18 protein-coding genes and 1 pseudogene are annotated in these 21,798 nt (G+C 70.0%); 18 read left to right on the top strand and 1 reads right to left on the bottom strand.

Translation table 11 applies throughout. From position 1 onward, the window contains the following. Positions 1-23 precede the first annotated feature (23 nt). The 17 genes and pseudogenes from NIE111_RS14075 to NIE111_RS13995 all read left to right on the top strand — a co-directional run bounded on the left by NIE111_RS14075 (position 24) and on the right by NIE111_RS13995 (position 19,560). Positions 24-248 (top strand): hypothetical protein, encoded by a 225-nt coding sequence (locus NIE111_RS14075; protein ID WP_091395588.1) that lies wholly within the window; start codon positions 24-26, stop codon positions 246-248. A 139-nt stretch (positions 249-387) separates the two neighbouring features. Further along, positions 388-1,665, top strand: coding sequence for a geranylgeranyl reductase family protein (locus NIE111_RS14070; protein WP_238684806.1), 1,278 nt, complete (start codon positions 388-390; stop codon positions 1,663-1,665). A gap of 135 nt (positions 1,666-1,800) precedes the next feature. After that, positions 1,801-2,166, top strand: coding sequence for an NADH-quinone oxidoreductase subunit A (locus NIE111_RS14065; protein ID WP_007454588.1), 366 nt, complete (start codon positions 1,801-1,803; stop codon positions 2,164-2,166). A gap of 14 nt (positions 2,167-2,180) precedes the next feature. After that, the gene (locus NIE111_RS14060; protein ID WP_124821345.1) at positions 2,181-2,858 is read left to right on the top strand and encodes a NuoB/complex I 20 kDa subunit family protein; all 678 of its coding nucleotides are present in this window, start codon (positions 2,181-2,183) and stop codon (positions 2,856-2,858) included. Beyond that, positions 2,855-3,592, top strand: a complete 738-nt coding sequence (locus NIE111_RS14055) for an NADH-quinone oxidoreductase subunit C (RefSeq protein ID WP_112620361.1) — start codon at positions 2,855-2,857, stop codon at positions 3,590-3,592. The genes NIE111_RS14060 and NIE111_RS14055 overlap by 4 nt, the downstream gene beginning before the upstream one ends. After that, positions 3,589-4,914 carry an NADH-quinone oxidoreductase subunit D gene (locus NIE111_RS14050; protein WP_210785487.1) on the top strand — a complete coding sequence of 442 codons (1,326 nt, stop codon included), beginning with the start codon at positions 3,589-3,591 and terminating at the stop codon, positions 4,912-4,914. The genes NIE111_RS14055 and NIE111_RS14050 overlap by 4 nt, the downstream gene beginning before the upstream one ends. Continuing rightward, positions 4,911-5,880 (top strand): annotated as a pseudogene (nuoE, locus tag NIE111_RS32255) (NADH-quinone oxidoreductase subunit NuoE); the annotation flags it as partial. The gene NIE111_RS14050 and the pseudogene nuoE, both read left to right, overlap by 4 nt. A gap of 336 nt (positions 5,881-6,216) precedes the next feature. Beyond that, complete coding sequence (gene nuoF / locus NIE111_RS14040; protein WP_112585688.1) at positions 6,217-7,533, top strand: NADH-quinone oxidoreductase subunit NuoF; 1,317 nt, start codon at positions 6,217-6,219, stop codon at positions 7,531-7,533. Continuing rightward, positions 7,533-10,040: an NADH-quinone oxidoreductase subunit G gene (locus NIE111_RS14035; protein WP_238684804.1), complete on the top strand. Its 2,508-nt coding sequence runs from the start codon at positions 7,533-7,535 to the stop codon at positions 10,038-10,040. Before nuoF ends, NIE111_RS14035 begins: the two co-directional genes overlap by 1 nt. Positions 10,041-10,101: 61 nt before the next feature. After that, positions 10,102-11,454 (top strand): NADH-quinone oxidoreductase subunit NuoH, encoded by a 1,353-nt coding sequence (gene nuoH, locus NIE111_RS14030; RefSeq protein ID WP_238684803.1) that lies wholly within the window; start codon positions 10,102-10,104, stop codon positions 11,452-11,454. Between the two features lies 1 nt (position 11,455). Beyond that, the gene (gene nuoI / locus NIE111_RS14025) at positions 11,456-12,097 is read left to right on the top strand and encodes an NADH-quinone oxidoreductase subunit NuoI (protein WP_238684802.1); all 642 of its coding nucleotides are present in this window, start codon (positions 11,456-11,458) and stop codon (positions 12,095-12,097) included. Beyond that, a complete protein-coding gene (locus NIE111_RS14020; protein ID WP_238684801.1) occupies positions 12,094-12,864 on the top strand; it encodes an NADH-quinone oxidoreductase subunit J in 771 nt (256 codons plus the stop codon). Before nuoI ends, NIE111_RS14020 begins: the two co-directional genes overlap by 4 nt. A gap of 58 nt (positions 12,865-12,922) precedes the next feature. After that, complete coding sequence (nuoK, locus tag NIE111_RS14015; protein ID WP_238684800.1) at positions 12,923-13,240, top strand: NADH-quinone oxidoreductase subunit NuoK; 318 nt, start codon at positions 12,923-12,925, stop codon at positions 13,238-13,240. A gap of 12 nt (positions 13,241-13,252) precedes the next feature. Continuing rightward, positions 13,253-15,178 carry an NADH-quinone oxidoreductase subunit L gene (nuoL, locus tag NIE111_RS14010; protein WP_238684799.1) on the top strand — a complete coding sequence of 642 codons (1,926 nt, stop codon included), beginning with the start codon at positions 13,253-13,255 and terminating at the stop codon, positions 15,176-15,178. Between the two features lie 64 nt (positions 15,179-15,242). Then, on the top strand, positions 15,243-16,778 hold the full coding sequence (locus NIE111_RS14005) for an NADH-quinone oxidoreductase subunit M (protein ID WP_145794932.1): 1,536 nt from the start codon (positions 15,243-15,245) through the stop codon (positions 16,776-16,778). Positions 16,779-16,830: 52 nt separating this feature from the next. Next, positions 16,831-18,384 carry an NADH-quinone oxidoreductase subunit NuoN gene (gene nuoN / locus NIE111_RS14000; protein ID WP_238684798.1) on the top strand — a complete coding sequence of 518 codons (1,554 nt, stop codon included), beginning with the start codon at positions 16,831-16,833 and terminating at the stop codon, positions 18,382-18,384. A gap of 90 nt (positions 18,385-18,474) precedes the next feature. Continuing rightward, on the top strand, positions 18,475-19,560 hold the full coding sequence (locus NIE111_RS13995) for a polyprenyl synthetase family protein (RefSeq protein ID WP_238684797.1): 1,086 nt from the start codon (positions 18,475-18,477) through the stop codon (positions 19,558-19,560). On the opposite strand, the gene NIE111_RS13990 is transcribed toward NIE111_RS13995, so the two are convergent. Then, on the bottom strand, positions 19,536-20,765 hold the full coding sequence (locus NIE111_RS13990) for an MFS transporter (protein WP_238684796.1): 1,230 nt from the start codon (positions 20,763-20,765) through the stop codon (positions 19,536-19,538). The two genes, NIE111_RS13995 and NIE111_RS13990, sit on opposite strands and share 25 nt — an antisense overlap. A gap of 154 nt (positions 20,766-20,919) precedes the next feature. Here NIE111_RS13990 and NIE111_RS13985 point away from each other — a divergent pair, with 154 nt between their 5' ends. Next, positions 20,920-21,702 carry an IclR family transcriptional regulator gene (locus NIE111_RS13985; RefSeq protein ID WP_091395539.1) on the top strand — a complete coding sequence of 261 codons (783 nt, stop codon included), beginning with the start codon at positions 20,920-20,922 and terminating at the stop codon, positions 21,700-21,702. Positions 21,703-21,798 lie beyond the last annotated feature (96 nt).

Genomic DNA, 21,798 nt, shown 5'->3' with positions numbered 1-21,798 from the left:
CTTTGCCCGGTACGCTCGATCGCATGACCGGAGCAGACCCGGCGGACCCGGTGGCCGCCACCGACGACGACGCGGCCGAACTCATCTCCCAGTTGCGCGAGTTGGCCGGGGCCGATCCGGTGGAGGTCCGGCAGGTGGTCGCCGAGGTGTTGGCGGCACTGGACCGGGCGGCGGGTGGGGCGCTCCGCGAGCATCTGCCGGAGACAATTCGGGTCGATGCGGGCCTGGACGCCTCCAGCCCGGCCTGACACCTGACCGCTGTGGACGGTCATGAGCTGTCACATCGGCGAGTTAGGTACCCCTGATCCTGCGCTGGTATGACGCCGGTCATACACTCGTCCCGTCTGGCTTGTGAAGCATTTCACGAGCGTGCGGGAGGAGGCGCGAATGACCGCGGTGGAACATGACGCCGACGTCATTGTCGTGGGCGCCGGTCCCGGTGGATCAGCTACTGCGTACCACCTGGCCCGGCACGGCGTACGGGTGCTGTTGTTGGAGAAGACCGAGTTCCCCCGGGAGAAGGTCTGCGGCGACGGGTTGACCCCGCGCGCCGTCCGTCAGCTCATCCGGATGGGTGTGGACACCTCGCCCGAGGCGGGCTGGCTGCACAATCGCGGCCTGCGGGTCATCGGCGGCGGGGTGCGCCTCGAACTGGACTGGCCGGAGCTGGCCAGCTTCCCCAACTACGGTCTGGTGCGCACGCGCCTGGACTTCGACGACCTGCTCGCCCAGCGGGCGGTGGCCGCCGGCGCGAAACTGCGGACCAGCGTCAACGTGCTGGGCCCGGTGCTCGACGGCGATGGCCGCGTCACCGGCGTCGAGGCGGAGGTCGGGCCGGGCAAGGAGCCCACCACCTTCCACGCCCCGCTGGTCGTCGCGGCGGACGGCGTCTCCGGCCGGTTCCCGCTCGCGCTCGGGCTGGCCAAGCGGGAGGACCGGCCGATCGGCGTCGCTGTGCGCCGCTACTACCGCTCGCCGGCCAAGCACGAGGACAACTACCTGGAGTCCTGGCTGGAGCTGCGCAGCAAGGACAGCGGCGACAACCTGCTACCCGGGTACGGCTGGATCTTCGGCCTCGGTGACGGGCGGGTCAACGTCGGGCTCGGCGTGCTCAACTCGTCCTCGGCGTTCGGCAAGACCAACTACCGCCGGCTGCTCACCGACTGGCTCGCCAACACCCCGGAAGACTGGGGGATGACCGACGAGACCAACGCCGACGGCCCGATCCTCGGTGCCGCGCTGCCGATGGGCTTCAACCGGGTGCCCCACTACACCCGGGGCGTGCTGCTTGTCGGCGACTCGGGCGGCATGGTCAACCCGTTCAACGGTGAGGGCATCGCGTACGCGATGGAGTCCGGCGAACTGGCCGCCGAGGCCATGGTCCAGGCCCTCGCCCGCCCTGCCGGCCCGGAACGCGAGCGCGCACTGCTGGCGTACCCGAACGAGCTGAAGGCCCGGCTCGGCGGCTACTACCGGCTGGGCGGGATCTTCGTGAAACTGATCGGCCGCCCCGAGATCATGCGGATCGCCACCAAACACGGCATGCCGCACCCGACGCTGATGCGTTTCGTGCTCAAGCTGTTGGCCAACCTGACCGACCCGCGCGGCGGGGACGCGATGGATCGGGTCATCAACGCGATGACGAAGGCCGCCCCAGCCGTATAAGTAGGACGGCATCGGCGCTGGTCACGGCGCCGATGCCGACAAAGATCGACCCCCGCCGACTGCCACTGCGAGGGACGTGAATAGTGTGATTTTCGTCAAGCACCGAGGGCAGGGAAGGACGAGCAGGAGAAAACGATGTCGCTCTCGCCTTACGCACCGATCATCGGGCTGTTCGCCCTCGCCGCGGCGTTCTCGCTGTTTTCCGTTGGCGCCGCCCGCTTCGCCGGTCCCCGTCGCTACAACAAGGCCAAACTCGAGGCTTACGAGTGCGGCATCGAGCCCAGCCCGCAGCCGGTCGGCGGCGGGCGGTTCCCGATCAAGTTCTACCTGACGGCGATGCTCTTCATCGTCTTCGACATCGAGATCATCTTCCTCTACCCCTGGGCGGTCTCGTTCGACGCTCTGCCGATCTTCGGCTTCGTGGAGATGGTCCTGTTCATCGTCGCGGTCTTCGTTGCGTACGCCTACGTGTGGCGGCGCGGCGGCCTGGACTGGGACTGAGGAAGGAACGTCAGATGGGCATCGAGGAGAAGCTTCCCGCCGGCGTCCTGCTCACCTCGGTGGAGAAGCTGGTCAACTGGTCTCGGAAGTCGTCCGTGTGGGGCGCCACCTTCGGCCTGGCCTGCTGCGCCATCGAGATGATGGCCGCCGGTGGTCCGCACTACGACATGGGCCGCTGGGGCATGGAGGTCTTCCGGGCGTCGCCCCGGCAGGCCGACCTGATGATCGTGGCCGGCCGGGTGAGTCAGAAGATGGCCCCGGTGCTGCGCCAGATCTACGACCAGATGGCCGAGCCGCGCTGGGTGCTCTCCATGGGCGTCTGCGCCAGCAGCGGCGGCATGTTCAACAACTACGCCATCGTGCAGGGCGTCGACCACGTGGTGCCTGTCGACATGTACCTGCCCGGCTGCCCGCCCCGGCCGGAGATGCTCATCGACGCGATCCTCAAGCTCCGCGAGAAGATCATGTATGAGCCGCTGGGCCCGAACGGCCGCAAGATGCTGGCGGCCCGCCAGGAGCGCGGTGACGTTCCGATCGTGCCCTACGGCTCGATGCCCTCCTCGTACCGCAGCGACAAGGCCCGGCGCGCCGAGTGGACCCGGGCGGTCCGCGAGGGCCGCGAGGAGCAACTGCGCATCGAGAACTGGATGAACGCTCAGAACCACCTCCACCCGCAGGCAGGCCCGAAATGACGTCACCCACGGACAAGCCAAACGACGGCGGCGTACCGCTGCCTGTGGTGCCGGCCGGCGCCACCAGTGGCGCCCCCGCCGAGTTCCCGCCGGCCAGTCCGGCCGGTCGCGGGATGTTCGGCAACCAGGGCACCGGCGACGTGTCCGGCTACGGCGGCCTGGTCCGCCAGCGCCAGCCCATCGAGGAGGCGTCCCGGCCGTACGGGGGCTACTTCGACGAGGTCCGCGACGCGCTGGAGGAGGCGTACCCGGCCTTCAACGACGCGATCGAGAAGGTAGTGGTCGACCGGGGTGAGCTGACCCTGCACGTACGCCCGGAGCGGATCGCCGAGGTGTGCCAGGTGATGCGGGACGACCTGGCGCTCCGGTTCGAGCTGTGCTCCTCGGTGTCCGGTGCGGACTACCTGGGCGCCGACGAACGCCGGCTGCACGTGGTCTACCTGCTCACCTCGATGACGTACCGGCGGCGGGTCCGGCTGGAAGCCGCTGTCTCCGTCGAGGCCCCGCACCTGCCCAGCGTCACCGCCATCTACCCGACGGCGGACTGGCAGGAGCGCGAGGCGTACGACATGTTCGGCATCGTCTTCGACGGCCACCCCAACCTGACCCGGATCCTCATGCCGGACGACTGGGAGGGCCACCCGCAGCGCAAGGACTACCCGCTCGGCGGTGTGCCCGTCGAGTACAAGGGCGCGGAGATCCAGCCGCCGAACGAGCGGAGGTCGTACCAGTGACGACGTCGAACTACGCGAGCGAGCGCGAGACCGACGAGGGTCGGGTCTTCACCGTCACCGGTGGGGACTGGGACACGATCGTCTCGGGCACCGACCCGATCAACGACGAGCGGATCGTTGTCAACATGGGTCCGCAGCACCCGTCCACGCACGGGGTGCTGCGGCTGATCCTGGAGTTGGAGGGCGAGACGGTCCGCGAGGCCCGCTCGGTCATCGGCTACCTGCACACCGGCATCGAGAAGAACCTCGAATACCGCAACTGGGTCCAGGGTTCGACGTTCGTGACCCGGATGGACTACCTCGCCCCGATCTTCAACGAGACGGCGTACGCCCTCGCGGTCGAGAAGCTGCTCGGCATCACCGACGACATCACCGAGCGGGCCACCACCATCCGCGTGCTGATGATGGAGCTCAACCGGATCTCGTCGCACCTGGTCTGGCTGGCCACCACCGGCATGGAGCTGGGCGCGATCTCGATCATGCTGTACGGCTTCCGTGAGCGGGAGTACATCCTCGACATCTTCGAGACCATCACCGGCCTGCGGATGAACCACGCGTACGTGCGGCCGGGCGGTGTGGCTCAGGACGTGCCGGACGACGCGATCGTCAAGATCCGCGAGTTCCTCAAGATGATGCCGAAGAAGCTCAAGGAGTACGAGGACCTGCTCTCCGGCCAGCCGATCTGGACCGAGCGGACGAAGAACGTCGCGGTGCTGGACGTCACCGGCTGCGTGGCGCTCGGCATCACCGGCCCGGTGCTGCGCTCCGCCGGCCTCGCCTGGGACCTGCGCAAGACCATGCCGTACTGCGGCTACGAGACGTACGAGTTCGACGTGCCGACCCACCCCGACGGTGACGTGTGGGGTCGCTACCAGGTCCGGCTCGCCGAGATCCGGGAGTCGATGAAGCTGGTCGAGCAGGCGCTGGACCGGCTCCGTCCGGGCCCGGTGATGGTCGCCGACCGCAAGATCGCCTGGCCGGCGCAGCTCGCCATCGGTGTGGACGGCATGGGCAACTCGCTGGAGCACGTCGCGAAAATCATGGGTCAGTCGATGGAGTCGCTGATCCACCACTTCAAGCTGGTGACCGAGGGCTTCCGGGTTCCGCCCGGCCAGGTGTACGTCGCCATCGAGGCGCCCCGCGGCGAGCTGGGCGTCCACGCGGTCTCCGACGGTGGCACCCGGCCCTACCGGGTGCACTACCGGGAGCCGAGCTTCGTCAACCTGCAGGCCCTCCCGGCGATGGCCGAGGGCGGTCTGATCGCCGACGTGATCGCCGGCGGCGCCTCGTTGGACCCGGTGATGGGTGGGTGTGACAGGTGAGTGCGAGGAGTGAGCTTGCGAGCCCCGCAGTCGCGAACGGAAGGCGGCTCTGATGACGACGACTTTCACTGACGAGACCCGGGAGCGGGCGCGCGACATCATCGCCCGTTACCCGGCGGACCGGTCCCGCTCGGCGTTGCTGCCGCTGCTGCACCTGGTGCAGGCCGAAGAGGGGTACGTCTCCCCGGCCGGGGTCGCGTTCTGCGCCGAGGTGCTGGGCCTGAACAAGGCCCAGGTCGGCGCGGTGGCCACCTTCTACACGATGTACAAGCGCAAGCCGACCGGTGACTTCCTGGTCAGCGTCTGCACCAACACGATGTGCAACGTGCTCGGTGGCCAGGAGGTCTACGACACCCTCGCCGAGCACCTCGGCGTCGGGCACGACGAGACCACAGCGGACGGCACGATCACGCTGGAGCACGCCGAGTGCCTGGCGGCGTGCGACTACGGCCCGGTGATGACCGTCAACTACGACTTCTTCGACGGTGTGGACGCCTCCACCGCTGTCGGTGTGGTGGACGAGCTGCGGGCCGGCGGCCGGCCGATGCCGACCCGGGGTGCCCGGCTCTGCACGCTCAAGGAGATGGCGGTGCAGCTCGCCGGTTTCGCCGACGAGCGTGACGGTGCGGTCGCCGACGGCGGGCCGGGCGAGCCCACCCTGCGCGGGCTGCGGCTGGCCCAGCAGCACAACGTCTCGGTGCCGGGCTTCGACCCGAACACCCCGATCCGCAGCAAGGCCGAGGCCGACAAGGCTGCCGCCGAGGCGAAGGCGAAGGCGGAGGCCGCCAAGCCGGCGCCCGTCGAGGCCAGCGCGGCGCCGGTCAAGGGTGGCGACGGGGCGTCCGCCCCGACGGGGGCAGCCGGGGTTGCCGGGCCGGCGAAGCCGGCAGAGGCCACCGGGCCGGCGAAGCCGGCAGAGGCCACCGGGCCGGCGAAGCCGGCAGAGGCCACCGGGCCGGCGAAGCCGGCAGACGCCAGTGGCAGCACCACGCGGGACGTCAAGGCACCGGACGACAAGTCGCCGCAGGTGCGTACCGCCGAGACCCGGCAGCCGGACGCGGGCACCGCGGTGCCGGACGCCCCCGGCACCAAGGTCCCGACGGACGGCACCGGCACCGCGCCCGAGGCTGGCGACGCACGGGCGGCCGAGGCCGCCGGTGTGGCGGCCAACGCACCGGCCGGCGACGGCAAGCCCGCCGGCGACGAGGCCGGGGCGCAGGAGCGCAACCTCACCGAAGCGAAGGCTGGCACGGACGCCGATGGCACCGGACCGGCGGACGCGAACGAAACGGGGGCCCAGAAGTGACCACTCCCCGCCCGGAGACGCTGGCCAAGCTGACGCCGGTGCTGACCAAGCGCTGGCTGTCGCCGGACGCCTGGCGCATCGGCACGTACGAGCAGTTGGACGGCTACGCCGCGCTGCGCAAGGCGCTCAAGGCGCACCCGGACGACCTGATCCAGCTGATCAAGGATTCCGGGCTGCGGGGCCGAGGCGGCGCCGGCTTCCCCACCGGCCTCAAGTGGGGCTTCATCCCACAGGGCGACGGTAAGCCGCACTACCTGGTGGTCAACGCCGACGAGGGCGAGCCGGGCACCTGCAAGGACCTGCCGCTGATGACCCACGACCCGCACGCGCTGGTCGAGGGCGTCATCATCGCGTCGTACGCGATCCGGGCCGCCCGCGCCTACATCTACATCCGGGGCGAGGCGGTGCACGCCGCGCGCCGGCTGCGCAACGCGGTCCAGGAGGCGTACGACAAGGGCTACCTGGGCCGGAACATCCTGCGCAGCGGCTACGACCTGGAGCTGGTGGTGCACTCCGGCGCCGGGGCGTACATCTGCGGCGAGGAGACGGCGCTGCTGGACTCGCTGGAGGGGTTCCGGGGTCAGCCCCGGCTGCGCCCGCCGTTCCCGGCCACCCACGGCCTGTACGCGAGCCCGACTGTGGTGAACAACGTCGGCACCATCGCCAGCGTGCCGCCGATCGTGCTCGGTGGGGCCGACTGGTGGAAGAGCATGGGCACCGAGAAGTCCTCCGGGCCGATGATCTACTCGCTCTCCGGCCGGGTCGCCAACCCGGGCCAGTACGAGTGCTCGATGGGTGTCACGCTGCGCGAGCTGCTGGAGTTGGCCGGTGGCATGCAGCCCGGTCACAACCTGCGGTTCTGGACCCCGGGCGGCTCGTCCACCCCGCTGCTCGCCGCCGAGCACCTGGACGTGCCACTGGACTTCGAGGGGGTGGCGGCGGCCGGCTCGATCCTCGGCACCACTGCCACCCAGATCTTCTCCGACCAGGACTGCCCGGTCTACGCGACGTACCGGTGGCTGGAGTTCTACCACCACGAGTCGTGCGGCAAGTGCACCCCGTGCCGTGAGGGCAACTACTGGATGGTCCGGGTCTACCGGCGGATCCTCGCCGGTCAGGGCACCCACGAAGACCTGGACACCCTGCTGGACACCTGCGACAACATCCTCGGCCGGTCGTTCTGCGGTCTGGGTGACGGCGCGACCAGCTCGGTGACCTCCTCGCTGCAGTACTTCAAGCAGGACTACCTCGACTACATCGAGGGTCGGACCGCACCCAAGCTGTCGGAGAAGACCCTGGTAGGGGCGCACTGATGACCGACGTAGCCAAGCAGACCGAGACCGTCACCCTCACCATCGACGGCGTCGAGGTCACCGCCCCCAAGGGGACGCTGCTGATCCGGGTCGCCGAGCAGATGGGCACCGAGATCCCCCGGTTCTGCGACCACCCGCTGCTGGCCCCGGCCGGCGCGTGCCGGCAGTGCCTGGTCGAGGTGGAGGGGCAGCGCAAGCCGGTCGCCTCCTGCACCCAGACCGTCGCCGACGGCATGGTCGTGCGTACCCAGATCACCTCCCCGGTCGCCAAGAAGGCGCAGGAGGGGGTGATGGAGCTGCTGCTGCTCAACCACCCGCTGGACTGCCCGATGTGTGACAAGGGCGGTGAGTGCCCGCTCCAGAACCAGGCGATGTCCACCGGCCGCACCGACTCGCGCTTCCACGAGCACAAGCGGGAGTACGAGAAGCCGATGGCGATCAGCAGCCAGGTGCTGCTGGACCGCGAGCGGTGCGTGCTCTGCCAGCGGTGCACCCGGTTCTCCGAGGAGATCGCCGGCGACAAGTTCATCGACCTGATGGGCCGGTCGTCCGCCGAGGAGATCAACATCTACCGGGACGACGCGTACGGCGAAGAGGGCGACGCCGGCGACGTTCCGTTCAACTCCTACTTCTCCGGCAACACCGTGCAGATCTGCCCGGTGGGTGCGCTGACCGGTGCCCAGTACCGCTTCCGCGCCCGCCCGTTCGACCTGGTCTCCAGCCCGAGCGTCTGCGAGCACTGCTCGGCCGGCTGCGGGCAGCGCACGGACTGGCGGCGTGGCAAGGTGCTGCGACGGCTGGCCGGCGACGAGCCCGCGGTGAACGAGGAGTGGAACTGCGACAAGGGCCGCTGGGGCTTCCAGTACACCCGGGCCGCCGACCGGCTGACCACTCCGCTGGTCCGCGACGAGCACACCGGTGAGCTGCGCGAGGCGTCCTGGAGTGAGGCGCTCACCGTCGCCGCCGAGGGGCTGCACATCGCCCGGGAGAGCGGGCAGGGCAGCGCGGTGCTCACCGGTGGTCGGCTGACCGTCGAGGACGCGTACGCCTACGCCAAGTTCGCCCGGGTCGCGTTGAACACCAACGACATCGACTTCCGGGCCCGCCCGGTCTCCCGCGAGGAGGCCGACTTCCTGGCCAGCTCGGTCGCCGGGGTCACCGACGTCACCTACACCGACGTGGAGAACGCGCCGGCGGTGGTGCTGGTGGGCCTGGAGCCCGAGGAGGAGTGCCCGATCCTCTTCCTGCGGCTGCGCAAGGCGTACCTGAAGAAGACCCTGACGGTGTACGCGCTGGCACCCTTCGCCACTCGCGGCCTGGAGAAGCTCGGTGCCAAGCTGGCCCGGGTGGTGCCGGGCGAGGAGGCCAGCGTGCTCGCCGAGCACGCCACCGTCAGCGAGGCGCTGAGCGCACCGGGCGCGATCCTGATCGTCGGCGAGCGGCTGGCCACCGTGCCGGGTGGGCTCTCCGCCGCGGCCGACGTGGCCCGGCGTACCGGCGCGAAGCTGGCCTGGGTGCCGCGGCGCGCTGGTGACCGCGGCGCTGTCGACGCGGGCTGCCTGCCCAACCTGCTCCCCGGTGGACGCCTGGTGACCGAGCCGGCCGCCCGGGCCGAGCTGGGTGAGGCGTGGGACATCCCGGCCGGGGTGATCCCGAGCCAGGCCGGGCGGGACACCGACGGCATCCTGACCGCGGCCGCCAACGGGCAGCTCGGCGCGCTTGTCGTCGGCGGTGTCGACCCGGCCGACCTGGCCGACCCGCGACTGGCCGAGTCCGCCCTGGACGCGGTGCCGTTCCTGGTCAGCCTCGAGCTGCGCGCCAGCGCGGTGACCCGGCGGGCGAACGTGGTGCTGCCGATCGCGCCGGTGGCCGAGAAGGCCGGAAGCTTCCTGGACTGGGAAGGCCGGCTGCGCCCGTTCGAGGCGGTGCTGACCACCGCCGCGATGACCGACGGCCGGGTGCTCGACGCGCTGGCCGCGTTGCTCGACGTACGCCTCGGCACTGCCGACGTGCTGAGCGTGCGTCGTGAGCTGGCCACGCTGCCGGCGACGCGGATGTCCCGCCCGGCCGCGCCGTCGGTCGCGCCGGGCCGGGTGCCGCAGCCGAACGCCGGGGAGGCCGTGCTGGCCACCTGGCACCAGCTGGTGGACCTCGGCACCCTGACCGAGGGCGACGAGAACCTCGCCGGGACCGCCCGTCCGCCGGTGGTCCGGTTGGGTAAGGGCACCGCCGAGGCGCTCGGTGTGGTGGACGGTGACGCGGTCACTGTCGGCACCGACCGTGGGGCACTGACCCTGCCGGCGGAACTCACCGAGATGCCGGACGGCGTGGTCTGGCTGCCGACCAACTCACCCGGCTCGACAGTGCGGCGCAGCCTCGGGGCGACGTCCGGCGCGGTCGTCCGGATCTCCGTCCCCGCACCGAGTACGGCCATCCCGGCCGGACGCGTGGCGGCCGACGAGACCGGTCTCCCGGGTCCGCTCCTCAACTCCGGGGGTAACCAGTGAGCGCGAGGAGTGAACGAGCGCAGCGAGTGAGCCCCGCAGTCGCGAACGAAAGGTGGGCACAGTGAGTCCGTCCTTCCTCGCCCAGGATCCGACGCTGGCCGACTTCGGCCGGGATCCGTGGTGGCTGGTTCTCGGCAAGATTGTCTTCGCGTTCGCCTTCGGTCTGCTGGCCACCCTGCTCGGTGTCTGGTTCGAACGGCGCGTGGTCGGTTACATGCAGGTGCGGCCCGGCCCCAACCAGGTCGGCCCGTTCGGCCTGCTGCAGACCCTCGCCGACGGCCTGAAGATGGCCTTCAAGGAGGACATCCTCCCGAAGGCGGCCGACAAGGTCGTCTACTTCTTCGCCCCGACCATCTCGGTGATCTGCGCGGTCACCGCCCTGTCGGTGGTGCCGTTCGGCCCGATGGTGAGCATCTTCGGTCACCACACGCCGCTGCAGGTCACCGATGTGCCGGTGGCGGTGCTGCTGCTGCTCGCCTGCTCCTCGATGGGCGTCTACGGCATCGTGCTGGGTGGCTGGGCCTCCGGCTCGACGTACCCGCTGCTGGGTGGTCTCCGGTCGAGCGCCCAGATGATCTCCTACGAGGTCGCCATGGGGCTCAGCATCGTGGCGGTCTTCATGACCGCCGGCACGATGAGCACCAGCGGCATCGTCGCCGCTCAGGGCGACGGCACCCAGCTGACCGTCTTCGGCCAGACCATCCCGGCGCCGGGCTGGTACGCGATCCTGCTGCTGCCGAGCTTCATCATCTTCTTCATCGCCACAGTGGGTGAGACCAACCGGGCGCCGTTCGACCTGCCCGAGGCCGAGTCCGAGCTGGTCGCCGGCTTCATGACGGAATACAGCTCGCTGAAGTTCGCGCTCTTCATGCTCAGCGAGTACGTCGCGATGGTGACCATGTCGGCCGTCACCACCACCCTGTTCCTGGGTGGTTGGCGGGCACCCTGGCCGATCACCATCTGGGAGGGCGCCAACTCCGGTTGGTGGCCGATGCTCTGGTTCTTCGGCAAGGTGATCGCCCTGGTCTTCGTCTTCGTGTGGTTGCGTGGCACGCTGCCCCGGCTGCGGTACGACCAGTTCATGCGGCTCGGCTGGAAGGTGCTGCTGCCGATCAACCTGGCCTGGATCCTGGTCCTGTCGGGCCTGCGCTCCATCGAGGACTGGGACACCCGCGGCAAGGTGATCGCCGTCGGCATTCCGGCCGGCATCCTGCTGCTGGTCACGATCTTCTGGCCCAGCCGGCGCCCGAAGCCGACGCCGACGACGCAGGAACAGGTCGACAACCGGCCGCACGGGAGTTTCCCGCTGCCACCGATGGATCTTCAGGTACCACCGAGCCCGCGCATCACGCGCGTGGTCGCCGAGCGGGAGCCGGCCAACATCGTTGCCGGCTCGGACTCCAGGGAGGTGTGACGTGGGCGCGATCACCGGAACGTTCAAGGGATTCGGTGTCACCTTCTCGCACATGTTCAGGAAGGTCGTCACTACCGACTACCCGTTCAAGCCGCCGGTGTCGGCGCCGCGCTACCACGGGCGGCACATCCTCAACCGGCACCCGGACGGCCTGGAGAAGTGCATCGGCTGCGAGCTGTGCGCCTGGGCCTGCCCGGCGGACGCGATCTACGTCGAGGGTGGCGACAACACCGACGAGGAGCGCTTCTCGCCGGGTGAGCGGTACGCCAGCATCTACCAGATCAACTACGCCCGCTGCATCTTCTGCGGGCTGTGCATCGAGGCCTGCCCGACCCGGTCGCTCACCATGAGCAACGAGTACGAGTTGGCCCGGGACAACCGGCAGGACCTGATCTTCACCAAGGAGCAGTTGCTCGCGCCGTTGCTGGAGGGCATGGAGCAGCCTCCGCACCCGATGCGGCTGGGTGACAGCGAGAAGGACTACTACGTCGGCGCGCTGGACAACCCGGGCACCTCCGCCGGTGCGGAGACGTCCCCGATGGGCCCCGGCCGCTACAAGGTCGAGGAGCACCCCGGCGTGACGTTCCCGGGCGCCGAGCAGGCCGCCCAGCGCGTGGCGGCCGGCAAGGGAGAGGAAGCATGACCACGTCTACGGTGCTCGCCGCGGCGGGTTCTGTCCCCACCGGCGAGGCGGTCACCTTCTGGATCCTCGCCCCGCTCGCGCTGATCGGCGGGATCGGGATGGTGGCCGCGCGCAACGCCGTGCACTCGGCGCTGTGGCTGGTGCTGACGATGCTCTGCCTGGGCGTGTTCTACGTGCTCCAGGCCGGTCCGTTCATCGGCATGGTGCAGATCATCGTCTACACCGGCGCCATCATGATGCTGTTCCTCTTCGTGCTGATGCTTGTCGGTCGGGACTCCACCGACTCGCTGATCGAGACGCTGCGCGGCCAGCGCGTCGCGGCGATCGTGCTCGGCCTGGGCTTCGCCGGCCTGGTCGGCACCGGCCTCTACCAGGCGCTGGACCGGACCAACACGGTCGGTCTGGACCAGGTCAACGCCGAGGGGAACGTGCAAGGCATCGCCCGGCTGCTGTTCACCAAGTACGTCTTCGCGTTCGAGCTGACCTCGGCGCTGCTGATCACCGCGGCGGTCGGTGCCATGGTGCTGGCCCACGTCGAGCGGCGTAAGCAGGACAAGGTCGACCAGGTGTCGACAATGAAGGCACGCTTCGCCCCGGGCAACTACCCCGGCCCGAAGCCGGGCCCCGGCGTCTTCGCGACCTCCTCCTCGGTGGCCACCCCGGCCCGGCTGCCCGACGGCCGCCTGACCGACCGCAGCACCCCGGCGATCCTTCCGCAGCGCGAGCTGACCGCCGAGGAGACGGCCCTGAAGGGTACGGACCGGTGAGCGCGAGGAGTGCAGCGAAGCGGAGCCTCGCAGTCGCGAACGGAAGGCAAACCAAGTAATGGGATCGTTCTTCTCGGTCGAGCCGACCTACTACCTCGTGCTCGCCGCGGTGCTGTTCACCATCGGCGCCGCCGGGGTGCTGATCCGGCGCAACGCGATCGTGCTGTTCATGTGCGTGGAGCTGATGCTCAACGCGGCCAACCTGACGCTGGTCACCTTCAGCCGGATCAACGGTGACCTCAACGGCCAGATCATGGCGTTCTTCGTGATGGTGGTGGCGGCGGCCGAGGTCGTGGTCGGGCTCGCGATCATCATGTCCATCTTCCGGACGCGACGCTCGGCGAGCGTCGACGACGCCAACCTGCTCAAGTACTAGAGGGGTCCACCGGTGGAAGAGACTGTGGAATACGCCCAGGCCACGGGGCTGCTTGGGGGCGTCTGGCTGCTGGTGGCGATCCCGCTGCTCAGCGCGGCCATCCTGCTGCTGCTCGGCCGCCGGGCCGACCGCTGGGGGCACTGGTTGGGCGTGGCCGCCATCGGCGCCGCGTTCGTGCTCGGCCTGAGCTTCTTCTTCCAGCTGCGTGGCCTGGAGAACAAGTCGGTCGAGCTGAGCCTCTGGGACTTCATCGCTGTCGGTGACCTGCGTGTCGACTTCGGCCTGCTCTTCGACCCGCTGGCCGCGGTCTTCGTGCTGCTGATCACCGGGGTGGGTTTCCTGATCCACCTGTACGCGGTGGAGTACATGTCCCACGACGCGGGCCGTCGTCGGTTCTTCGCGTACTTCAACCTGTTCGTCGCGGCGATGCTCCTGCTGGTGCTCGGCAACAACTACGTGATGCTGTATTTCGGCTGGGAGGGCGTCGGTCTGGCGTCGTACCTGCTGATCTCCTTCTGGACCGAGCGGCCGAGCGCGGCCACCGCCGGCAAGAAGGCGTTCCTGATGAACCGGGTCGGCGACGCCGGCCTGGCCATCGGCATCTTCATCATGTTCGCCACCCTGGGCACCACCCAGTACGACGAGGTGTTCAACGGCGTCGGCGCGCTGACCGGCACCACCGTGCTGGTCCTCGGCCTGCTGCTGCTGCTCGGGGCGGCCGGCAAGTCCGGTCAGTTCCCGCTCCAGGCGTGGTTGCCGGACGCGATGGAGGGCCCGACCCCGGTGTCGGCGCTCATCCACGCCGCCACCATGGTCACCGCGGGCGTCTACCTGATCGCCCGGTCCAACCCGATCTTCTCGGCCAACTCGACGCTGCAACTCGTGGTGGTCAGCGTCGGCGCGCTCACCCTGCTGATCGGCTGCATCATCGGTGCGGCGAAGGACGACATCAAGCGGGTGCTGGCCTGGTCGACGGTGAGCCAGATCGGCTACATGTTCCTCGGTGTCGGCCTCGGCGGCGCGGCGTACGCGCTGGCCATCGTGCACCTGCTGGCGCACGGCTTCTTCAAGGCCAACATGTTCCTGGGCGCCGGCTCGGTCATGCACGGAATGAAGGACCAGGTCGACATCCGCCGCTTCGGTGGGCTGTCCAAGTACATGAAGATCACCTGGTTGACCTTCATGATGGGCTGGCTGGCCATCATCGGCATGTTCCCCTTCTCCGGCTTCTTCTCCAAGGAGCCGATCATCGTGGCCGCCTTCGAGCGGGAGGACTGGACCGCCTGGCTGTTCGGCGGTGCGGCACTGCTCGGCGCCGGGCTCACCGCGTTCTACATGACGCGGCTGTTCGTGCTCACGTTCCACGGGCCGCAGCGGTGGACCGAGGACATCGAGCACCCGCACGAGTCGCCGAAGCTGATGACCATCCCGCTGATCCTGCTGGCGGTCGGGTCGGTCGGCGCCGGGTTCCTGCTCGCCACGTCCGTTCCGGACTGGCTGACGGAGACCGCCGGGCTGGGCGGCGAGCACGCGGAGCACGCGGCGGTCCTCTCGCACACCGTGATCACCATCCTGTCGCTGCTGGTCACCGTGCTCGGTGCCGGGCTCGCCTGGTTCCTGTTCCGGGCCGGCACTGCCACCGTGCCGCAGCCGGCCGGGGTGCTGGTCACCGCCGCCCGGCGCAACCTCTACACCGACACGGTCAACGAGGCGGTCTTCGAGAAGCCGGGCATCTTCCTCACCCGGGCGCTGGTGTACCTCGACAACCGGGGCATCGACGGGCTTGTCAACGGGCTCGCCGCAGCGGTCGGCGGGGGCTCGGGTCGACTCCGTCGGATGCAGACCGGCTTTGTCCGCTCGTACGCCACCTCGATCCTGGCCGGTGCGCTGCTGGTGATGGCGGCGTTCCTGGCGGTGCAGGCGGGGTGGTTCGCGTGATCGACCTCAATACGCCCGCCCCCGCCGGCGGACCACGCATCCACGACGGAGGTAAGGCCGCATAATGTCCAACTTCCCGTTCCTCTCGGTGCTCACCGTGGCGCCGCTGGTGGGCGCCCTGGTGGTGGCCTTCCTGCCGCGCCACCGCCCGGAGCTGGCGAAGCAGGTGGCGTTCGCCTGGTCGCTGCTCGTGCTGGTGCTCTCGGTGGTGATGTGGGTCAGCTTCAACGCCGGCGGTGACCGGTTCCAGTTCCGCGAGTCGTACTCCTGGATTCCGAACTGGGGGGTCAGCTTCACCTTCGCCGCCGACGGCATCGCGCTGGTGATGCTGATGCTGATCGCGGTTCTGGTGCCGCTGGTGATCCTGGCGTCCTGGCACGACGCCGAGTCGTCGAAGCGGTCGGTGCCCGTCTACTTCGCGCTGCTGCTGGTCCTCGAGTGCACGATGATCGGCGTCTTCGCGGCTGCCGACGTCTTCCTGTTCTACGTGTTCTTCGAGGTCATGCTGGTGCCGATGTACTTCCTCATCGGCAGCTACGGCGGCCACCAGCGGCAGTACGCGGCGGTGAAGTTCTTCCTCTACTCGCTCGTCGGCGGTCTGTTCATGCTGGCCGCGGTGATCGGCCTGTGGGTGGTCGGCGGAAAGACCTTCGACTGGCAGGCGCTCTCGCAGGTCGACATCAGCACCGGCACCGAGCGGTGGCTGTTCCTCGGCTTCTTCCTCGCGTTCGCCATCAAGGCGCCGTTCTTCCCGTTCCACACCTGGTTGCCCGACGCCGGTGGCGCCGCCCCGGCGGGCGCGGCGGCGCTGCTCGTCGGCGTGCTGGACAAGGTCGGCACCTTCGGCATCCTGCGCTACTGCCTGCCGCTGTTCCCCGAGGCGTCGAAGTGGTTCGCGCCGTGGGCGCTGGCCCTGGGCGTGATCGGCATCGTCTACGCCGCGCTGCTGGCGGTCGGCCAGAACGACCTCAAGCGGCTGGTGTCGTACACCTCGATCGCGCACTTCGGCTTCATCGGCGTGGGCATCTTCGCCTTCACCACCCAGGCCGGCACCGGCGCGGTGCTCTACATGCTCAACCACGGGCTGGCCACCGGCCTGCTCTTCCTGGTGGTGGGCATGCTGATCTCCCGCCGTGGTTCGGCGCTGATCAGTGACTTCGGTGGCGCTGGCAAGCTCGTCCCGGTGCTCGCCGGGGTGCTCTTCTTCGCCGGTCTCGCCTCGCTCGCGCTGCCCGGCACGGCGCCGTTCATCTCCGAGTTCCTGGTGCTGATCGGCACCTTCACAGTGAACAAGCCGGTAGCTGTCATCGCCACGCTCGGCATCATCCTGGCCGCCGCGTACGTGCTGTGGATGGTGCAGCGCACCACCCAGGGCACCCTCAACCCGGCGCTGACCGAGGTCGACGGGATGCGCCGGGACCTCAACCTGCGCGAGAAGGTGGTGGTCGCCCCGCTGATCGCGCTGATCGTGCTGCTCGGCTTCTTCCCCAAGCCGGTCACTGACGTGATCAACCCCGCCGTCCAGGCGACAATGGACGACATCGGCAGAACCGACCCGGCGCCGTCCGTGGGCGGCACCGTCCAGGAGGCAGGCCGGTGAGCGCGAGGAGTGAGCTTGCGAGCCCCGCAGTCGTGAACGAAAGGTCGGCCCAGTGACCGAGTTGAAGCTGCCGTCGATCGACTACGCGGCGATCTCTCCGATCCTGATCATGCTGGGCACGGCGTTGCTCGGCGTGCTGGTCGAGGCCCTGGTGCCTCGTCGCTGGCGGCACGTGGTGCAGTTGACGCTGGCGCTGCTCGCCGTGCTCGCGGCACTGACCATGGTGGTCCTCAGCGCCGATGAGCGGATCATCACCGCGGGCCAGGCGCTCGCGATCGACGGGCCGACGCTCTTCCTCCAGGGCGCGATCCTGGTGCTGGCAGCGATGGCGCTGCTGCTGATCGGTGACCGCTCGGTCGAGCGGGGCGGGGCGTTCGTCGCCCAGGCCGCGGTGACCGCGGAGTCGGCCGACGACCGGCGGCAGGCCGAGGGGCGCAACGGTCTCACCGAGGTCTACCCGCTGACCACGTTCGCGATCGGCGGCATGCTGATCTTCGTGGCGGCGAACGACCTGCTGACCATGTTCATCGCACTCGAGGTCTTCTCCCTGCCGCTCTACCTGCTCTGCGCGCTGGCCCGTCGCCGGCGTCTGCTGAGCCAGGAGGCGGCGATGAAGTACTTCCTGCTCGGCGCGTACGCCTCGGCGTTCTTCCTGTTCGGCGTGGCCCTGATCTACGGCTTCACCTCCGGCGTCCCGGGGCGGACGGCCGGCGTCGACTTCGCCACCATCCACGCGGCGGTGGGCGAGTCGCCGGCCAGCCCGGTGCTGCTCTTCGCCGGCATGGCGCTGCTCGCCATCGGTCTGCTCTTCAAGGCCGCGGCGGCCCCGTTCCACGTCTGGACCCCGGACGTCTACCAGGGCGCTCCGACCCCGGTCACCGGGTTCATGGCGGCCTGCACCAAGGTCGCCGCGTTCGGGGCCCTGCTGCGCGTCTTCCAGGTCGCGTTCGCCGACGCCAACTGGGACTTCACGCCGGTCCTCGGGGCGGTGGCGGTGCTGACCATGCTGGTGGGTGCGGTGCTCGCTGTCACCCAGACCGACATCAAGCGGCTGCTCGCGTACTCCTCGATCGCCAACGCCGGCTACCTGCTGGTCGGTGTGTTGGCGCCGAGCCGCGACGGGCTGGCCGGCACGATGTTCTACCTCGTCGCGTACGGCTTCTCGGTGCTCGCCGCGTTCGCCGTGGTGACGTTGGTACGGGACGACGACGGCGAGGCCACCCACCTGTCCCGCTGGGCCGGGCTGGGCCGTCGGTCGCCGTTCTTCGCCGCGCTGTTCACGTTCATCCTGCTGGCCTTCGCCGGCATTCCGCTGACCAGCGGCTTCACCAGCAAGTTCGCCATCTTCGGGCCGGCGTTGGAGGGTGGCCAGGCCTGGCTGGTGATCGCCGGTGTGCTGACCAGCATGATTCTCGCGTTCCCGTACCTGCGGGTCGTGGTGATGATGTGGCTCTCCGAGCCGGGCGAGTCCACCCCGACCGTCATGGTGCCTGGTGGGCTCACCTCCGCCGCGCTGATGATCGGTGTGCTGGCGACCCTGGTGTTGGGTGTCGCCCCGGCGCCGCTGCTCGATCTGGCTGCCGGAGCCGCCGAATTCGTTCGATGACCGAGGGATCGATCACCGGGGGTCGGCGCGTGTTCACGTGCCGGCCCCCGGTGCGTATCCCCGGGCCGGAGCAGGTCGAACGGGTGTGGCATGGTTGTTAGCGTGGTGAAACCGGCGGGCGAGCGTTCAGGTGCCTCCGGCTCCGGCGGTCGACGGGGTCGGGCGAGCACGAGTCAGTTCGGCGCGCTTGGCCTCAACCTCGCCGATCCTCGTGTCGAGGCGTCCGTGCTGGGTCTTCTGGACACGGTCGAGGTCGAGTTGCGGGCCAGCGTGGCCAGTGCCGACCCGTTCGTCACCGAGGCCGCCCGGCACCTCGTCGAGGCTGGCGGGAAGCGGTTCCGGCCGTTGCTGGTGGCGCTCGGCGCCCAGTTCGGTGACCCGACCGGTGCGCAGGTGGTCCCGGCCGCCGTGGTGATGGAGCTCACTCACCTCGCCACCCTCTACCACGACGACGTGATGGACGAGGCCGCCGTCCGTCGGGGTGCGCCGAGCGCGAACTCCCGGTGGACCAACTCGGTCGCCATCCTGGTCGGCGACTACCTCTTCGCCCGCGCGGCCGACATCGCCGCCGACCTGGGCCCCGAGGCGGTCCGGTTGCAGGCGCGCACCTTCGCCCGGCTGGTGCACGGCCAGATCGCGGAGACGGTCGGGCCGCGCGCCGACGACGACCCGGTGGCCCACTACCTGCACGTGATCGCCGAGAAGACCGGCTCGCTGATCGCCACGTCGGCCCGGTTCGGCGGCATGTTCGGTGGCGCCGCCCCGGAGCACGTGGAGGCCCTCGCCGGGTACGGCGAGACGATCGGCGTCGCCTTCCAGCTCTCCGACGACCTGCTGGACATCGCCTCCGAGTCGGTGCAGTCGGGCAAGACCCCCGGCACGGACCTTCGCGAGGGTGTCCCGACGCTGCCGGTGCTCTACGCCCGCGAGGCGGACGACTCCGACGCGTCGTCGGTGCGGCTGCGGGAGATCCTGGCGACCGGCCCGTTGACCGACGACGCGCTGCACGCCGAGGCGTTGGGGTTGCTCCGGGAGAGCCCGGCGCTCAAGCGGGCCCGGGAGACCGTGCGCAGCTACGCCGAGGAGGCCCGCGCGCAGCTCGCCCCGCTGCCGCCCGGCCCGTCCCGCAGCGCGCTCGAGTCGCTCTGCGACTACATCGCCGACCGCACCAGCTGATCCACGCCGCGGCCCGCTCCGGTGGCGGCGCGGGTCAACAGTCGGCTGCCGACGAGCATGAGGGCGGCGGCGAGCAGCATCGCCACGGCAGCGATTGTCCACATCGCCGGGTAACCGAGGTGGGCGGCGAGGGGGCCCAGGCTCAGCGGGCCGAGGCAGCCGCCCGCGTACACCCCGGTCTGCGTGATCGAGGTGGCGGCGGCCGGTGACTGCGGGTGCAGCCGGACCACGGCGAAGTTCATCAGGCCGGGCCAGGCCCAGCCCAGGCCGAAGCCGAGCACCACGCCGACCATCAACGGCACCGAGCCGGTCAACGCCAGCAGGCCCAGCCCGACCGCGCCGACGAGCAGCATCGCGGCGATGAGGGCGACGTGGCCGGTCTCGCGGCGGTCGGCCAACCAGCCGGCGCCCACCCGAGCCGCCACGCAGACCGCACTACCCAGGGTCAGGGTGAGGCCGGCGAGGCCCGGCGACAGACCCCTTGCCGCGGCGGAGTCCACCAGGAAGGTGCCCAACGAGTTGGCCGCGCCCGAGGCCAACGTCGCCGCCGCGCCGATGACCACCAGCGCCGCCGTAGCCCGCCCGGCGCGGGCGGCGCCGGCCCGCCGGGCCAGGCCGGGCAACTGCCGGGGTACGGCGGCCAGCGTCGTCAGCGCTGCCACGGCGGCGGCCACGAACGCCCAGCGCCAGCCGGCGGTGAGCGCGATGGTGGGCACCGCCACCCCGGCCAGCAGGGTGGAGACCGGGATGGCGGCCTGCTTGACACCGAACGACAACCCCTGCCGCCGGGCCGGCACGTGCTGGGCCAGCGCGGCGTTGCTGGCCAACTGGCCGAGCGCGTTCGCGGCGGCGCTGAGCGCCAGCAGGCCGACCAGCACCGGGTACGACCGGGCGAAGGCGGCCACGGCCAGCATCGACCCGGCGGCCAGCAGGATGCCGCAGCGAGCGACCAGTGCCGGCCCGTACCGCTCGACCAACCGCCCGGAGGGCACCGACGCCAGCGCGCTGACCCCGAAGTAGACGGAGACGGCCAGGCCCAGGCCGGCCGGCGAGAAGCCGAGGTCCGTGCCCATCTGCACGGCGAGACCGCCGAGCAGGAACACGGGGAGTACGCAGGCCACAGTGGTGACGACTGCGCCCGCGCTGGCCCGGACCGGACGGCGTTGGGCGACGGTCGGATCGGGGGTGTTGGAGGTGTCGGTCATCGTCCGGCAAACCTACGCGAACCCCGCTCACAGCACTCCTGGTGACCGGCGGGCCACAAGCTGTGGATGGTGATCTGGCATCCTCGACCCGAACAGGCATTTCGCACCGGGCCTGTTTTTCATATGGTGTAAGTCCCCGGCGGCGGAGGTGGTTGTGCGCGACCCCTTGGCAGAACCTTCGGACCTGATTCGCAGCGTGTCCCGAGCGCTACGGGTGCTGGAGTCGGTCGGTCGCGCCCCGAAGGGCCTGACCGTCAAGCAGATCGCCCGGCGCTGCGAGCTGACAGTGGCCACCACGTACCACCTGGTGCGCACCCTCGCCTACGAGGGCTACGTGATCCGTCGGGAGGACGGCACGTACATCGTGGGGTTGGAGGTGGCCGACCGGTACCGGGAGTTGGTGACGGCGTTCCGGGGCCCGCCAGCGGTCGGTGAGACGCTGCGGCGGGCCGCCCTGGACACCGGCTACAGCCACTACCTCGGTCGGTTCGTCGGCGGTCAGGTGGCCCTCACCGCTGTCGCCGAGGGGCACCGCTCGCCCTACCTGGAGGATCTCGTCCCCGGCTTCGACGAGGGGGCGCACGCGACAGCGCTCGGCAAGTCGTTGCTCGCCACCCTCACCACCGACCAGCGCTACCGCTACCTTCGCGAGTACGGCATGCGCCCCTTCACCACCGCCACGCTTACCACCACCGAGAGTTTCGAGGCCGACCTGGCGGCCGGCGACCGGCGCGGCATGCAACTGGAGATGGGGCAGTTCCGCCAAGGGGTGGCCTGCGCCGCGGTGCTCGTCGCGCCGGACAAGGACATGGAACGCCGCGTCGTGCTGGCCTGTGCGTTGCCGGCCAGCGAGATGATGACCTCCGCCCGGGTCGTACGCGCCAAGCTGCTCACAGTGGCCCGTGGCGTGGCCGACGGCATCGCCACCGACAACTGACCGCCGAGAGGCCCTCTCCCGGGCTGGGAGAGGGCCTCTCGGTGCGGTCCAGCGCCGGACCGCCGGAGCAACGTCAGCGGCCGATCAGCCCCGGGT

This window comes from Micromonospora hortensis (assembly GCF_022230935.1).
GTDB classification, from domain to species: domain Bacteria; phylum Actinomycetota; class Actinomycetes; order Mycobacteriales; family Micromonosporaceae; genus Micromonospora; species Micromonospora hortensis.
The sequence above is the reverse complement of the archived record's forward strand: the minus strand, read 5'-3'. Positions and strand labels throughout refer to the sequence as shown.